The organism is Mesorhizobium sp. AD1-1, assembly GCF_020164655.1.
In the GTDB taxonomy this organism is placed as follows: domain Bacteria; phylum Pseudomonadota; class Alphaproteobacteria; order Rhizobiales; family Rhizobiaceae; genus Mesorhizobium; species Mesorhizobium ciceri.
Genome location: NZ_JAIUGP010000012.1, coordinates 28970 through 44607, shown reverse-complemented (window position 1 = coordinate 44607; position 15638 = coordinate 28970). Strand labels below are relative to the sequence as shown.

Below are 15638 nucleotides of genomic sequence, written 5' to 3'. Positions count from 1 at the left end.
GCAGCAGCCGATGTCCTTTCGCGAACGCCTCCAGTCCTGGCGCTACAATCTCGTGCCCGACCATGTCGTCGGCGAGATACTGACCAAACGCTGGACCGACAACGCCATTCCGTTCCTGGCGCTGGTGGCGACATTGGCGACCTTCGGCTCGGTCATTCCCGGCTTCTTCAAGCTGACCGCTTTGCAGGAATCGACCCGCCAGCTCGGCGAGTTCTCGATGGTCGTCACCGGCATGACGGTGGTGATGCTGGGTGGCGGCATCGATCTGTCGGTCGGCTCGATCTTCGCGCTGTCGTGCTTTTCCGCCGTCTATGTCTTCTTCATCCTCGAACAGTCGATCTGGCTGGCGCTGGCCGCATCGCTCGCCACCGGCCTCATCTTCGGCGCCATCAACGGCTACCTTGTCGGCTATCTCAGGCTGCGCGCCTTTCTCACCACGCTGGTGACCTTCATCTTCGGCCGGGCGCTGTTCGACATCCTGGTCACCACCTATGCCGCCGATGTGCAGCTCTCGACCGCGACATCGGATGTGCTCGACTTCATCGGCGACAGCACCTTCTGGGGGCTGTCCGTCTCGGTGTGGCTGGCGATCATCCTGGCCATCGTCACCCATATCGCGCTGACGCGTTCGCGGCCGGGCTGGCACGTGCTGGCGGTCGGCGGCTCCAGGCGCTCGGCGCACAATGCCGGCATCCGCGTGCGCCGCACCGTGTTCATGACCTATGTCTTCTCCGGCTTCTGCGCCTCGATCGGCGGCTTCCTCATTGCTTGCCGGTTGAGCGGGGCAGGGCCGGGAACCGGCCTCAACCTCGAGATCATGGCGCTGACGGCGGCGGTGGTCGGCGGCGTCAGCCTCGGCGGCGGGCGAGGCTCGGTAATCAAGGGGCTGATGGGCGCCATCATCGTCTTGACCATGACCAATGGGCTGATCCGGCTGGGCTACGGCACCGGCACCAACCAGATGGTGCTCGGCATCATGCTGGCAGTGGCGGTGACCATCGACATCCGCTGGCTGAAGAACCGGCACAAGGTGCTGAACGAGGTCTATGTCGCGCCGGTCTATCTCAAGATGGGCGAGACACAGTCGGCCGCACCCGGCTCGGGCACCCCATACGAACTCGACAACAGGCTGTCGGCCGCAGAGCATATCGGGCTTGGCGAGCTGGAGGGGCCGGAAGACGTCATCCTCGACCGCGACGACAATCTCTATTGCGGCACGCGCCATGGCGAGATCGTCCGTTTCTTCGCGCCCGATTATGTCAGGTCGGAGGTGTTTGCCCATATCGGCGGTTTCCCGCTGGGGCTGGCCTTCGACAAATCAGGCAATCTGATCAGCTGCGTCGGCGCCATGGGACTCTATTCGGTCTCGCCGCAGCGCGAAGTCAAACGGCTGTCGGCCGAGACATCGCGGTCCTGGACCTCGATCGTCGACGATGCGCGGCTGCGTGACCCCAACGACTGCGACATCGCACCCGATGGCCGCATCTATTTCACCGACTCGACCAAGCGTTATGACGCCCATGACTGGGCGCTGGATTCGATCGAGAACCGTGCCACCGGCCGGCTGCTGGTCTACGACCCGAAGGACGGTTCGACGAAGACGCTGCTCGACGGCTACCGCTACACCAACGGTGTGTGCATGGCGCATGACGGCAAGTCGCTGTTCTTCGCCGAAAGCTGGGCCTGCCGCGTGCACCGCTACTGGCTGGAAGGGCCGAAGGCCGGCACCGCCGAATGCGTCATCCGCGACATGCCGGGCTATCCCGACAACATCAACCGCGCCTCCGACGGCAATTACTGGATGGCGTGGCTCGGCATGCGCACGCCGAGCTTCGACCTGTCGCTGCGCCATCCCGACATGCGCAAGCGCATGACGCGCCGGCTGCCGCAGGACGAATGGCTGTTCCCCAACATCAACACCGGCGGTGTGGTGAAATTCAATGACAGGGGCGGCATCGTCGAAGCGATGGGCGATCTCACCGGCGGCGCGCACCCGATGGTCACCTCGATGCGCGAGCACAAGGGGTATCTGTTCGTAGGCGGCATCCTCAACAACCGCATCGGCCGCTACAAGATTGCAGGCGCCGACCCGAACTGGACCAGCCCCGCTTCCTATTGGGGAGCAAAGCCATGATCCTCGACCCGGTGCTCGACCTGTTCCGCGGCAAGGCGGTGACCATCCCGCCGCTCGACGGCGCTTTTCGCCCCAATACGCGGCTGGATGATGCGCCGGCTTTTGCCGAGCTGACGGAACCGGATAATCTGCTGGTTACCGGTGACAGGCTGGTGGTCTCCAGCGGCAACGCCATCCATTCGATTGCTGCTGGAGCGCAACCTGTCGTGGTCGAGACCTTTCCGTCTGCCGTCACCGCGCTGGCGCTGTCGCCATTGGGCGAACTGACGGTCGGGCTGGAAAGCGGCAAGTTGCTGATGTCAGGCGTGGAGGTTTCGCTGCCGGCCGGGATCAGCTGCATCACCGCACTAGCCTATGCGGATGACGGCACGCTGTGGCTGGCCAACGGCTCGGCCGAGCATGTGCCATCGCAATGGGCCGCCGATCTGATGAAGAAGGGCGCGTCCGGTTCGCTCTGGAAGCGAGACGCGGCAGGCGGTGATTTTCGCAAGCTCGCCGGCGACATTGCCTTTCCCTACGGGCTGCATCCTGTCGGCAAGGATGTGCTTGTCAGTGAAAGCTGGCGCCATCAGTTGGTGCGTTTCGGCGGCGCGACGGGCAGCCGTTCGACGGTTCTGACGCATCTGCCAGGCTATCCCGCGAGGCTGTCGCCGTCCGCCGATGGTGGGGCCTGGCTGACCTTGTTTGCGCCGCGCAACCGGCTGATCGAATTCGTGCTGCAGGAAACGCATTACCGGCAGGACATGCTGAGCCAAGTGCCGCCGGCCTACTGGATCGCGCCGGCACTGGCGTCCAGCCGCAGCTTCCTCGAGCCGCTGCAATGCGGCGGCATCCGCACCATGGGCATCCACAAGCCGTGGTCGCCGAGCCGCTCCTATGGGCTGGTGGTCAGGCTCGACCAGAAGATGCAGCCGCTGTTCAGCCTGCACAGCCGCGCCAACGGCACGCGTCATGGCATCTGCAGCGTTGCGGAAAAGGACGGCCGGCTGTTTGTCGCCTCCAGAGGCGGTGACTGCGTGCTGGCGATCGACCTCGCTTCGGGAGGTTTCTGATGGAACCGATCGTTCGGCTGGAAAACGTCACCAAGAATTATCGCGGCGTGCCCGCGGTGAAGAACGTCAGCTTCGAGCTGCGCAAGGGCGAGATCCATGCGCTGCTCGGCGAGAACGGCGCGGGAAAATCGACGCTGACCAAGATCATCGCCGGTGTGGTCGACGCCACTTCAGGCAAGATGTTCCACAAGGGCCAGGAAATCGCCTACGCCTCGCCGCACGCAGCGCTTGAAGCCGGCATCGCGATGGTGTTCCAGGAGACCAGCCTGGTGCCGTCGATGACGGTGGCGCAGAACCTTTATCTCGGCACCGAAAAGTTCCTCAACCGGCTGCGCGGCACCTACATTTCAGCGCAGCAGTTCCTGCAGTCGCTGAATTTTCCGGTCGATCCGAACGCCATGGTGGCAACGCTGGGTGCGGCCAAGCGGCAGATGGTCGAGATCGCGCGCGCCGTCCACCACAATGCCGAGATCATCATCTTCGACGAGCCGACGGCGACGCTGACGCCGGAGGAGAAGCGGCACTTCTTCGCGCTGATCCGCCGGCTGAAGGCGGGCGGCGTCTCGATCGTCTTCATCAGCCATGCGCTGGAAGAGGCGCTCGATATCGCCGACCGCATCACCATCCTGCGCGACGGCGAGCTGGTCATTACCGACGACACATCCGCCTTCGACCGCGACAGGATCGTTTCCGCCATGGTCGGGCGCACGCTATCGGGACAGATCTACCGCCAGCGCGACGAAGCGAAGCTGCGCAAGGCGGGCAAGAAAGTGCTGTCGGTGCAGGACATTTCGATGAGCAATGTCGTGCGCAACACCTCTTTTTCGATCTTCGAGGGCCAGATCACCGGCGTGTTTGGGCTGATCGGCTCCGGCCGCACCGAGACATTCAAGATCGTCTCAGGCATCTACAAGCGGGATTTCCTGCGCGGCGGCGCGATTGAACTCGATGACAGACCGGTGCGCTATCTCGTGCCGAGCGAAGCGGTGGCCGACGGCATCGTCTATGTCACCGAGGACCGCAAGAGCGAAGGCATCTTCGAGACGATGGGCATTGCCGAAAACCTGTTCGGCGGACTGCTGGCGGCGGGCCGCGAAAAGGCCTGGGTGATCAACACGCAGGAGATGCGCGCGCTCTCGGCCGAATGGACGAAGGCGCTGAACATCAAGGCAATCAACGACAATGCGCGCGTCGTCGAGCTGTCAGGCGGCAACCAGCAGAAGGTGGTGATCGGCAAGGGGCTGGTGCAGAAGCCGCGCATCGTCATCTTCGACGAGCCGACACGTGGCGTCGATGTCGGCGCGATCGCCGAGATCCACCAGATCATCAACCGGCTGGCCGATGAGGGGCTGGCCGTCGTCGTCATCTCGTCCTACCTGCCGGAGATCATGAACCTGTCCGACCGCATCCTGGTCTGCCGCCAGGGCCGCATCGTCGAGGAGTTTTCGCCGGCGGAGGCCACGGAGGAGAAGATCATGTACGCGGCCGTGCATTAGATTCAGGTGAGGCCGGCCTGCAAATGGCGGTTTCCTGCGCTTCCGGTGCTCACGTACGAAAAGTACGCTCCGCTCCGGTTCTCGGAACCCACCATTTTCGACTCGGCCTGACCTGAATCTAGACGCCGGCGCTGGAAAAGTGAATCGGACGAGTGGATTGGCCGCGATTGCTCAAGACCTGATTCAATTCACGTAACGATCCAACGAAGGAAAAACCCCATGGCCACCACAAAACTCCTCAGCGATGCCGAGGTCGAAAAGATTCCCGCCGTGAAAGCCGTGTTCGAAGACATCCGCGCGACGCGCAAATCTGATTTCGTCAACAATTTCTGGCGCGGGCTGGCCAATGATCCTCCGGCGCTGAAGCGGATCTGGGAACAGTTGAAGGTGGTGATGGTCGCCGACAGCGCCATCGATCCGCTGACCAAGGAGATGATCTACATCGCGGTGTCGACCGCCAATGGCTGCTCCTACTGCGTCCACTCGCACACGGCGGCAGCCCGCGCCAAGGGCATGACCGATGCGCAGCATGGCGAACTGGTGTCGATCATCGGGCTCGCCGGCCAGACCAACCATCTGGTGACGGCGATGCAGATTCCAGTCGATCCGCAGTTCGCGGTGAAGTGAGGCGTCACACCGGCCGGTAAACCTTCTCCGCCGTGTTCCAGAAGATATCCGCCTCGGCCACCGCACCATGCTTGGCCACCGCGTCGCGGTGCGCCTTGATCAGCTCAGCGTGGCTGGTCCACAGCTTCTCGATCGGGAAGTTCGAGCCGAACATCAGATGGTCGGCGCCCAGGATATCGATCGCGTTGTCTACGACATAGGCGATCAGCAGGGGATCGTTGCGGTGGACGAAGGTGCCGAGGCCCGACAGCTTGGCGTAAAGATTGGGCGCCGCCGACAGCGTTTGCAGGCCTGCCTTCCAGGCCTCGGTGGTTTCCGGTTCCATGCCGGTCAGCATGCCTGCATGGGTGAGGATGAAATTCGTTTCGGGGTTCTCGCCGACCAGCGTCAGGCCGTCCTTCATCTGGGCGGGGAAGAGCTGCAGGTCGAAGGACAGGCCATAATCCTTGAGCCGCGCCACATTGGCGCGCACTTTCGGGTCGATCACCTGATCGGCGGAGGCGGCGAAGCGGAAGGCCGGGGTCTCGTGCCAGTGCAACTGCATGCGCACGCCGCGCAGCAGCTTGTATTTCATCAAGCGATCGATCTGAGGCCTGATATCGTCGACGGTCATGTCGGTGTAGCCGACGATGGCATGCGGCCAGCCGGTTTCGTCGGACGTCTTCTGCAGGAAAGCGACTTCCTTCTCGAAATCCTCCTTGGCCCAGTTGGTCTGGACGTAGACGGCCTTCTCGACGCCTGAATCCCTCTGGTCTTCGAGAAATTCCTCGATCGGATAGTCGCGCCGGATCGGTTCGTAGGGGCCGAAGATGCGCGGCACCATCGGTCCGACCAGCCATGGCTGGTCCTGTTGGCGCCAGATGTGAAAATGTGCGTCGATGGTTTTCTGCATCATGAAACCCTCTTCCAGATTGTCGCCGCCGCCGGAGCAGGGCGGGCGAGCGACAGGATGAAATCGGTGAGACCGGCAAGCGACGAGCCGTCGACGAGATCGTCGAGGTCGGGCAGGATGGCGCGAAGTGCCGCCGTTGCCGGCCGGAAGCGCGGGTCGCCGGCCAAAGGTGTGGCCAGCGACAGCCGGAAGGCGCGGGCGCTCAGCCGCCGCATGGCTGTCTCCAACTCGGCATGATCGCCGCGTTCCAGCGCGTCGGACAGGATGACGATAGCGGCACCGCGTGCAAAGGCTGAAAAGCGCGGCACCGAGAGGAAGGCGAGCAGCGTCGGCCCCATCCGGGTGCCGCCGTCCCAATCGTCGACCTGGGCAGCGGCGCGGGCCAATGCCTGGTCGCGGTCGCGGATGCGCAATGCCGTGGTGATGCGGGTCAGCCGCGTGCCGAAGGTGAAGATTTCGGCGCGGTCGGCACCTTGCACGGCGGCATGCGCCAGCTTGAGATAGTCTGCGGTGTGCAGCTTCATCGAGCCGGAAACGTCGATCAGCAGCAGCAGCTTGCGCGGCACGGTCTGGCGGCGGCGCAGCAGCGGCGAGGGCACGTCGCCATCGGCGCTGACGATTTCCCGCAGCGACCGGCGCAGATCGAGCTTGCCGCGCGAATGCGTGCGCACGGTGCGGAACGAGCGGCGGGCGGGCAAGGCTGAAGCGAGCCTGCGGCGGAAAGCGGCAAGGTTGTCGTCGTCGCGCTTGAAATCGCGGGTACTCAGTTGTTCGGCGCCGGAAGAGAGTTCGCCACCTTCCTGATGGCTGATGACCTCGATCTCTTCCTGGCTCGCACCGCCATCATCCTTGATGCGGGTTTCCTCGTCGGCGTCGCCTTCGACCACGGCGGACCTGTTGCCATAGAAATGGCTCTGGAAATGCGCTTCGAATTCGTCGCGGCGGTCGGGCGGCGGCGCCAGGGTGGCGAGGGCCGCCTCGCGGATGTCGGCCATCGAGCGCGGCCCGAGCAACGTCACCGCCTGCATGAAGCCGGAGACTTGCTCGGGGGCTATGGCAAAGCCGTAGCGGCGCAAGAGCCTGGCAAAACCCAGGAATGGCGAGGCGGCGCGGGGGAAGCTTGTTTCCCGCATCATTCTGTGTCGCCCCCTTCTGTCCTGCCGGACATCTCCCCCTCAAGGGGGGAGATTGGCAGCTTCGGCGCTTCGCTCTGTTCGGCGACGTCAGCGATTAGCGAAAGCGGGGATGACATCCGATCTCCCCCCTTGAGGGGGAGATGTCCGGCAGGACAGAGGGGGGCGCTGTCCCGCCAGCCTTGCGAAATGACCTCCCGCGTCACGCCAGTGCCTCCTCGACGATCCGTCCAAGCTCCGGCGCAATGTAGGAAAGGTCTTCCTCGTCCTTGATCAGCACGCCGATGGCGCGGCGGAAGGCTTCCGGCCACGGGCTGCCGCCCTTCTCCAGGATGGTCGCGGCATTGGCCCATTCGACGGCCTCGGCGATACCCGGCGGCTTGGCCAGCGGCCGGGCGCGGATGGTCTGCACGGCCGCCGCCACCGCGCGCGCCGTTACCTCGGCCACATTGCCTGCGCGCAGCATGATGATGGCGGCCTCGCGCTCGGCGTCGGGATAGCCGATCCAGTGGTAGACACAGCGGCGGCGCAGCGCCTCGGCAAGCTCGCGGGTGCGGTTCGAGGTCAGGATGACGATCGGCTGTGCCGTGGCGCGGATCGTGCCGCGTTCGGGAATGCTGATCTGGAAATCGGAGAGGAATTCCAGAAGCAGCGCCTCGAATTCATGATCCGAGCGGTCGATCTCGTCGACCAGCAGCACGCGCTGTTCCGGCGCTTTCAGCACCTGCAGCAGCGGCCGGGCGATCAGGAAACGGTCTTCGTAGATGTCGATCTCGTGCTCGCCGGCGTGGCGAATGGCGAGCAGCTGGCGTTGATAATTCCATTCGTAGAGCGCATGCGCGGCGTCGATGCCTTCATAGCATTGCAGCCGCACCAGATCGCGGCCGAGCAGCGCGGCGATCGCCTTGGCCGCTTCCGTCTTGCCGACGCCTGGTGCGCCTTCGAGCAGCAGCGGCTTCCCCAGCCGGATCGCCAGGAAGATCGCGGTCGCAAGACTGTCGTCGGCCAGATAGCGCGAGGCGGCAAGATGCTGCGCCACCGCCTCCGGTGAGATTGCGACAGTCTCGGCGCTTGTCCCGTTCATTCCAGCCTCAGTTCGCCGCTTGCGCCTTCAGCGCGCGCAGGATGCGCTCCGGCGTGATCGGCAGCGTGTCGATGCGCACGCCGACAGCGTCGAAGACGGCATTGGCGACCGCCGGGATCTGCGGGTTGGCGCACATTTCGCCCGGCCCCTTGGCGCCGTATGGTCCGTCCGCCGATGGCCGCTCCAGCACGATGATCTCGGTCTCGGCGAGGTCGCCGGGGCCGGGCATCAGATACTGGTTGAAGTCCGTGCCGCCATGGTCGCGGTTGGGATAATAGGGCTCGGTCGTCTCGTAGAGCGCATGGCTGATGCCCATCCACGAACCGCCGACCAGTTGCTGTTCGACCATTTTCGGGTTCAGCGCGCGGCCGATCTCGAAGACGTTCTTCACCGTCAGCACGGTGACCTCGCCGGTCTCGTCGTCGACCTCGACCTCGGCCACGGTGCAGGCATGCGCGTAGCAGGTCGACGGCTTCATCGCGCCAGTCTCTTTCTCCGGATAGGAGCGCGGGATCAGGAACATGCCGCGGCCCGAGATCGAGCGACCGCGCTTGAAATGCGCGGACAGCGCGACATCGAAGATCGAGATCGATTTTTGCGGGGCGCCCTTGACCAGGATGTTGCCCTGGCCGTCTGTCTCGAGGTCGGAGGCGTTCACCTCCAGTTCCTCGGCGGCCACTTCCAGCATCACCTGCCGCGCTTCCCTTGCCGCCTGGATGACGGCGTTGCCGGCGCGGTGCGTACCGCGCGAGGCGAAGGTGCCCATGCAGTGCGGGCCGGTGTCGGTGTCGGCGGTGTCGACGACGACGCGGTCTGTCGGCACGCCGATGGTCTCGGCGCAGATCTGCGCCATGATCTGCTTCATGCCCTGGCCGAGATCGACGGAGGACAATGTCACCATGAAATTGCCTGTTGGCGTCGAGTGCACCAGCGCCTGCGTCGGGTCGCCGCCGAGGTTCATGCCGGTGGGATAGTTGATCGCGGCAACGCCGCGTCCGCGCCTGATCGCCATCTCAAGCTCCCTTCACGTAGGAGGACATCGCCATGTACCTTTCCGCCACCGGCCAGTTGGCGGCGCGCGAAGCTTCCTGCATGCATTCGATCAGTGCGGCGCCCTCTGTCGGCTGGCGGTGCGCTTTCATATCACCGTCGCGATAGGCGTTGATGAAGCGGAATTCGAGCGGATCCATGCCGATCAGGCGCGCCAGCTTGTCCATCTGCACCTCCAGCGCGAAATCGCCGATGGTGACGCCGAAGCCGCGCATGGCCGACGACGGCGTGCGGTTGGTGTAGACGCAGTAGGTGTCGATCCAGACATTCGGAATAGTGTAGGGGCCGGGATAATGCCCCGCGCCCTTCTGCGCGCCATAGGGCGAGTGGCGCGAATAGGCGCCGGCATCGGTGTATCCGGTGACCTTGCGCGCGACGATGCGGCCATCTTTCATGACGCCGTCCTTGATGACGACCTTTTCAGCGGCGCGCGGCGACGAGATCTGCATCTCCTCCTCGCGGCTGTAGATAAAACAGACTGGTCGTCCTGTTAGTTTTGCGCCGAGGATGGCGATCGGCTCGACGATGACGTCGACCTTGCCGCCAAAACCGCCACCGACTGTGCCGCCGACGAAATGCAATTTGCTGCCCGGCATCTGCAGGATGATCGAGGTGTTGTCGAGCGTGAAGAACATCGCCTGCGTGTTGGTGTAGCAGGTGAAGCGGTCATTGCCCTCGGGCGCCACCACGCAGCCGGTGGTCTCGGTCGGCGCGTGCTCGATCGGCGAAGACTGGTAGCTCTGCTCCAGTATGTGGTCGGCGCCGGCGAAGCCCGCCTCGACATCGCCGAAGCGCACCTTGCGGCACTCGCCGCTATCATAGAGGTAATAATTCTGGCCGTGATATTCGTTGACCAGCGGCGCGTCGGGTCTCAGCGCCTCTTCCATGTCGAAGACGGCCGGCAGCACCTCATAGTCGACCTTGACCTTGGCTGCGGCCTCTTGTGCCGCGCGCTCGGTTTCGGCCAGCACCGCGACCACGGCCTCGCCCTTCCAGCGCACCTTGCCGTCGGCAAGCACCGTCTCGTCCTCCGGCCCGATCTGGATCAGGATCAGGATGGTGTAGACATTGTGCGGCACATCCTTGGCGGTCAGAATTTTCACCACGCCTGGATGTTTCTCCGCCTCGGAGGTGTCGATCGAGCGGATGCGGGCATGGTGATGCGGGCTGCGCACCATCTTCAGGTGCAGCATGCCGGGAAAGTTGCGGTCGGCGAAAAAGGCGGTCTTGCCGGTGACATGGCCGGGTGAATCCGAGCGCGGCCGCGGCTGGCCGATCTCGTGCAGATCATCCTTGCGGACATCGGCGAAGTAGCTCTTGCGCAGTTCCATTTTTTGTAACCTCAAGCCGCGTTCTGAGAGTTGGACCGCGCGGCGGTCAGCACCGCCTGGATGATCGGCTCGTAGCCGGTGCAGCGGCAGATGTTGCCCGACAGCGCTTCGACCACCTCGTCGCGGCTGGGGTTGGGCGTGTGGTCGAGCAGCACCTTGGCTGCCATGAGCATGCCCGGCGTGCAGAAGCCGCATTGCGTGGCGAACGTGTCGAGGAAGGCCCGCTGCAACGGGTGCAGCACGCCGCTTTCCGAAAGCCCTGATGTCGTGCTGATGACGGCGCCATTGCAGGTCTCGGCCAACGTCAGGCAGGAGAGCCGGAGTTCGCCGTCTATGATGACAGAACAGGCGCCGCAGGTGCCTTGATGGCAGCCGCCTTTCGGCGAGGTGTCGCCGATCTTGTCGCGCAGCGCCTGAAGCAGCGTCGTGCCGCTGTCGATGAATTCGGCCTTTTCCGAGCCGTTGAGCGTGAATTGAACCGGAACCTTTGCCATGTTTTCCTCCCAGCGCGCCTGCCCGAACCAGCGGACAGACGCGCGCCCCCGAACGAAATATTATGCGAGCAGCAACCGGCCGAGATGAACCGGCAGGACTTCGGCGCGATACCAGGCGCTGGCGATCGAGTCGGTGATGGGCGAGATGCCATCACCGGCCGCGGCCATAGCCGGCGCGATGCCGTCAGCGGTCAGCGTTCGGCCGATCAGCGCTTTTTCTGCCGCCCTGGCGCGCATGGGCCGATCCGCCATGCAGCCGAGCGCGATCCGCGCCGAGGTCACGGAGCCATCCGACGACAGTTCCAGATCACCGGCTATGCTGAGCACGGAGACGCCCTTGGGCTTGATCCTCGACACTTTCAGGAAGCGGAAACTGGCGGCCTTCGGAAGCGTGACGCTCACGAAAGTGACGACGGCGCGGCTGCCGCCCCGATTGGCCAGAAAAGTCTCGATCGGCGTTTCACCGTCATCGGTGCTGACCGTCGCATCGAGCGCCAGCAGGGCAACGGCGAAATCGCCATAGGGGGCCGGGGCAAAAAGATTGCCGCCGACGGTCGCCATGTTGCGGATGGCCGGGCCGCCGACGGCGCGGGCGGCCTTGGCGAGCGTGCCGAGCTCCGGATGGCCGGCGATCGCCGCCATGGTCACCGAAGCGCCGATGCGGACTTTATCGCCGGCAACGGCGATGGTGGACAGGGACGGCTCGGTCGACCTGATAAGGCCGGATACCGAAACATCGCCTTCATTGGCCGCGCGGACGACCAGCGTGCCGCCACCGAGATAGCGAGTGCCGGCCGCCTTCAGTGCCGCGTTCGCGTCTTTCACCGTTGCAAAAGTCTGCAGTGCCAGCGCCATGGTTGGCTCCTGTCAGCTCTGGCCGGCGAAATGGCTTTTCAGGGCGTTGAAGCCGCCCTGAAAGACATTGGCGCCCATGCCCTCGGCCAGCTTGTCTGCCTCCTCGGGGGCGGCGTCGAAGCTGGCGGTCCATTCGGCGTAGGTGCGGTCGCCATCGGTCACGCGCCGCAGCTGCAGGGTCGCCTTGTGGTTGGTCAGCGGCTGCGGCGTCTCGAGGATGGAGTAGCTGACCAGGAAATTCTGATCGGAGAAGTCGAGCAGCTTTTCGCGTAGGCGGGCGCCGCTGGCGAGCTGGAAATTGCGCACGCAGCCGATTGTGGTGGCATCCTTGCCGTCTTCAATGTGGCTTTCCACCATGCGCGGATGCCAGTCCGGCAGCCCGTTGAAGTCGCGTATGCGCGCCCAGACCTTTTCGACCGGCGCGTCGATGACGCTGGAGATGGTGACTTTGGCCATTCAAAATGTTCCCTTGCAAAAGCGATCCGGTGCAAGGGTAGGGCGGCCATTTCAGCGACGCTTATCAATGCGTCTTGAGCGCCTATCAAGGAGTCTGAAAAAGGGCGGGGAGTCTGAAAAAGGGCGGGGAGTCTGAAAAAGGGCGGTTGGCTCAGGCGATCGCCCGCGCGGCCTCGCGGTAGAGCGTCGGCGGCACGCCGACATGGTCGCGGAAGAAGCGCGAGAAATTGCCCTGCGTGGTGAAGCCGAGATTGCAGGCGACCGAGATCAGCGGTTCCTGCGACCATTGCAGCTGCCGCACCGCTTCCTCCATGCGCAGCGTGTTCCAGTAGACATTGGGCGTCAGATTGGTCTGTTCCTTGAACAAAGCGAAGAAATGCGGTCGCGACAGCCCGACGCTGCGCGCCACGTCGTCGAAGCAGATGCGCTCGCAGACATTGGCCTTCATCAGCTGGATTGCCTTGCGGACACGAAAATCCTGCATGGTGTTGATGCGGACACGGCCCTCCTGCGGCGCCGAGGCGTCGGCGGCGTCGAGCACGCTATCGATGAAACGCTCGATCTCGTAGTTGGCGATGTCGTCGACGCTCTCATTGTCGCTGAGGTGGTCGAGCAGATTGGCGGCGGCCTGATGCAGCCACGGTTCCAGCGTGATCGCGGCTTGTGAAAACAGCGGCGCCGACGAAGGCAGGTCGCGGCGGCGCCGCGCCCAGTCGGGATCGACGTAGAAGGCGAGAAACAGACCGGGCGTCCCGTTTTGCGACAGAACATGGCTGTGCGGCTGGAAGGAGTTGATGCCGGCGGCCGTTCCAGGTCCAAGCCGGACGGTCTCGCGGCCGATGGTCATTTCGCCGGCCGTACCTTCCAGCCAGATGATGAGATGGGCCTCGACATGGGCATGGGTGACGAAGTCGCTTGCGACATTCAGGATAGAAACATGTCCGAACCGGCCCCAGTAGAGCCTGATCGCTTCCGTCATGGGTATATCCTCCCGCAGGCGACTGGCCTCCCTTCGCCTGCAGTGGGGATTGTGCGGCCGAGTTCGGGGCCGCGTCAAGACGCGCGCGGGCGGCGAGGGCGAATGACGGCCAGTGAGGCCGGATTTTCAGACTGAGCGATAGGCACTGGAACGAATGGCGGTCGGGAGAATTGCCAACCTCAAACCGAAGCCGTCATGCCGCCATCGACATACAGCGTATGGCCGTTGACGAAGGACGAGGCATCTGACGCCAGAAACACGGCGGCGCCGATCAACTCGTCGACATTGCCCCAGCGCCCGGCCGGCGTGCGCTTTTCCAGCCAGGCGGAAAATTCGGGATTGTCGACCAGCGCCTGGTTCATCTCGGTGCGGAAATAGCCGGGCGCGATCGCATTGATCTGCAGGCCGTGTTTGGCCCAATCGGCGCACATGCCCCTTGTCAGGTTGCGGATCGCGCCCTTGGTGGCGGTGTAGGGCGCGATGTTCGGCCTTGCCAGTTCGCTCTGCACCGAACCGACGTTGATGATCTTGCCCTTGCCGCGCGGGATCATGTGGCGGGCGACCGCCTTGGCTGCATGGAAGGCGCCCGACACATTGGTCTTGAACAGGCGCTCCCATTGCTCCTCGGGAAAGTCCTCGAGCGGGGCGCGGAATTGTATGCCGGCATTGTTGATGAGGGTGTCGATGGCGCCGATCTCGGCCTCGATGCGGGCAATGTCCTCGTTGACCGCCTGAAAATCGGTGACGTCGAATACCGAGGCGTGCGCCTTGAAGCCGGCGTTGCGCAGCTTTTCGACGGCGCTGTCGATCCTGGCGGCGTCGCGGCCGTTCAGCACCACGCTTGCCCCATGTTCGGCCAGGCCCCGAGCCAGCGCGAAGCCGATGCCCTGGCCGGAGCCGGTCACCAGCGCCAGCCGGCCCTCGAGGCTGAACAGGGAGTTGGCCATCAAACCGTCTTTTGTTTGACCATGATCTCCGGACAAACGGTTCCGTTTGTCCGAGAAAACCGGTTTCCACTTTTCGGGATCATGGTTCTAGTCGCTGCGGCGGAAATTGCGGATGCGGTCGAACAGCACCGCCAGCAGGATGGCGCCGCCGATGAAGACGCCTTGCCAGAAGGCATTGATGCCGAGCAGGCCGAGACTGTTGCGGATCACCTCGATCAGGGCCGCGCCGACGATGGCGCCGAAGGCGGTGCCGACGCCGCCGGCCAGATTGGCGCCGCCGATGACGGTGGCGGCGATTACCTGCAGCTCCATGCCGGTGCCGAGATTGGTGGTGACGGCACCCAGCCAGCCGGTCTGGATGATGCCCGCAATGCCCGCCGACAGTGCCGAGATCATGTAGACGGCAACCTTGATCTGGCGCACCGGAACGCCGGTCAGCGTTGCCGCGTGCTCATTGCCGCCGATGGCGAAGATATGGCGGCCGAACTTGGTCCAGCGCAGGATGAAGCCGGTGATCAGCGCCAGAAGGATCATGTAAAGCACCGGGTTGGCGATGCCGAACACCCAGGCGCCGCCGCCCAATGACAGAAGCTTGGCATGGTCCGGCCCGAACTGGAAGACCACCGTGTTGTTGGAGGCGACCATGGCGAGGCTTCGGGCGATCGACAGCATGCCGAGCGTCACCACGAAGGGTGGAAAGCCGAGATAGGCGATCAGCACGCCGTTGAAGGCGCCAATGGCGAGCGCGGTGGCAATCGAGGCCAGGATGCCGACCTCGATCGAGTAGCCGGCATGCATGGTGACGGCCAGCACCATCGACGACAGGCACAGCACCGAGCCGACCGACAGGTCGATGCCGCCGGTGATGATGACGAAGGTCATGCCGAGCGCGATGATGGCGACGAAGGTGATGTTGCGGGTGATGTTGTAGAGGTTCTTCGAGGTGGCGAAAGCGTCGGTGGCAAACGACAGGAACACGCAGGCAAGGATGACCGCGATCACCACCCAGAAAGTCTGGCTGGCAAACAGTCTCGCGGCCAAGGATTGCTGCTTATGCTCGATCGGCTGGTCAATTGTCAGTGCCATCGTCGACCTTCATCTGCTGTGC

15 protein-coding genes are annotated in these 15638 nt (G+C 63.9%); 4 read left to right on the top strand and 11 right to left on the bottom strand.

Features of this window, described 5'->3' with window-relative positions; translation table 11 throughout:
* Positions 1-10: 10 nt before the first annotated feature.
* The 4 genes from LB519_RS21480 (at position 11) to LB519_RS21465 (ending at position 5309) form a co-directional block, all read left to right on the top strand.
* Positions 11-2134 (top strand): ABC transporter permease, encoded by a 2124-nt coding sequence (locus LB519_RS21480; RefSeq protein WP_027160706.1) that lies wholly within the window; start codon positions 11-13, stop codon positions 2132-2134.
* The gene (locus LB519_RS21475; protein ID WP_027160705.1) at positions 2131-3186 is read left to right on the top strand and encodes a hypothetical protein; all 1056 of its coding nucleotides are present in this window, start codon (positions 2131-2133) and stop codon (positions 3184-3186) included. Before LB519_RS21480 ends, LB519_RS21475 begins: the two co-directional genes overlap by 4 nt.
* Positions 3186-4682 (top strand): sugar ABC transporter ATP-binding protein, encoded by a 1497-nt coding sequence (locus LB519_RS21470; RefSeq protein WP_127371473.1) that lies wholly within the window; start codon positions 3186-3188, stop codon positions 4680-4682. The genes LB519_RS21475 and LB519_RS21470 overlap by 1 nt, the downstream gene beginning before the upstream one ends.
* A gap of 219 nt (positions 4683-4901) precedes the next feature.
* Positions 4902-5309, top strand: coding sequence for a carboxymuconolactone decarboxylase family protein (locus tag LB519_RS21465; protein WP_127366529.1), 408 nt, complete (start codon positions 4902-4904; stop codon positions 5307-5309).
* Between the two features lie 4 nt (positions 5310-5313).
* Here the strand turns inward: LB519_RS21465 and LB519_RS21460 are convergent, their stop codons facing one another.
* The 11 genes from LB519_RS21460 to LB519_RS21410 all read right to left on the bottom strand — a co-directional run bounded on the left by LB519_RS21460 (position 5314) and on the right by LB519_RS21410 (position 15616).
* On the bottom strand, positions 5314-6201 hold the full coding sequence (locus tag LB519_RS21460) for an amidohydrolase family protein (protein ID WP_064994052.1): 888 nt from the start codon (positions 6199-6201) through the stop codon (positions 5314-5316).
* On the bottom strand, positions 6201-7337 hold the full coding sequence (locus tag LB519_RS21455; protein ID WP_127366528.1) for a vWA domain-containing protein: 1137 nt from the start codon (positions 7335-7337) through the stop codon (positions 6201-6203). The genes LB519_RS21460 and LB519_RS21455 overlap by 1 nt, the downstream gene beginning before the upstream one ends.
* 199 nt (positions 7338-7536) lie before the next feature.
* A complete protein-coding gene (locus LB519_RS21450) occupies positions 7537-8418 on the bottom strand; it encodes an AAA family ATPase (protein WP_063172537.1) in 882 nt (293 codons plus the stop codon).
* 7 nt (positions 8419-8425) lie between these two features.
* The gene (locus tag LB519_RS31250; protein WP_023756899.1) at positions 8426-9430 is read right to left on the bottom strand and encodes a xanthine dehydrogenase family protein molybdopterin-binding subunit; all 1005 of its coding nucleotides are present in this window, start codon (positions 9428-9430) and stop codon (positions 8426-8428) included.
* A 1-nt stretch (position 9431) separates the two neighbouring features.
* Positions 9432-10799, bottom strand: coding sequence for a xanthine dehydrogenase family protein molybdopterin-binding subunit (locus tag LB519_RS31245; RefSeq protein ID WP_127366527.1), 1368 nt, complete (start codon positions 10797-10799; stop codon positions 9432-9434).
* Between the two features lie 11 nt (positions 10800-10810).
* On the bottom strand, positions 10811-11293 hold the full coding sequence (locus tag LB519_RS21435; RefSeq protein WP_127366526.1) for a (2Fe-2S)-binding protein: 483 nt from the start codon (positions 11291-11293) through the stop codon (positions 10811-10813).
* Positions 11294-11353: 60 nt separating this feature from the next.
* The gene (locus LB519_RS21430; protein WP_127366525.1) at positions 11354-12148 is read right to left on the bottom strand and encodes an FAD binding domain-containing protein; all 795 of its coding nucleotides are present in this window, start codon (positions 12146-12148) and stop codon (positions 11354-11356) included.
* A gap of 12 nt (positions 12149-12160) precedes the next feature.
* Entirely contained in the window at positions 12161-12604 is a 444-nt protein-coding gene (locus tag LB519_RS21425; RefSeq protein WP_013530850.1) for an SRPBCC family protein, read from the bottom strand.
* A 151-nt stretch (positions 12605-12755) separates the two neighbouring features.
* Entirely contained in the window at positions 12756-13583 is an 828-nt protein-coding gene (locus LB519_RS21420; RefSeq protein WP_064993868.1) for an AraC family transcriptional regulator, read from the bottom strand.
* Between the two features lie 179 nt (positions 13584-13762).
* Positions 13763-14530: an SDR family oxidoreductase gene (locus LB519_RS21415; RefSeq protein ID WP_024501540.1), complete on the bottom strand. Its 768-nt coding sequence runs from the start codon at positions 14528-14530 to the stop codon at positions 13763-13765.
* An 87-nt stretch (positions 14531-14617) separates the two neighbouring features.
* Entirely contained in the window at positions 14618-15616 is a 999-nt protein-coding gene (locus LB519_RS21410) for an ABC transporter permease (protein ID WP_013530853.1), read from the bottom strand.
* Positions 15617-15638: the final 22 nt, after the last annotated feature.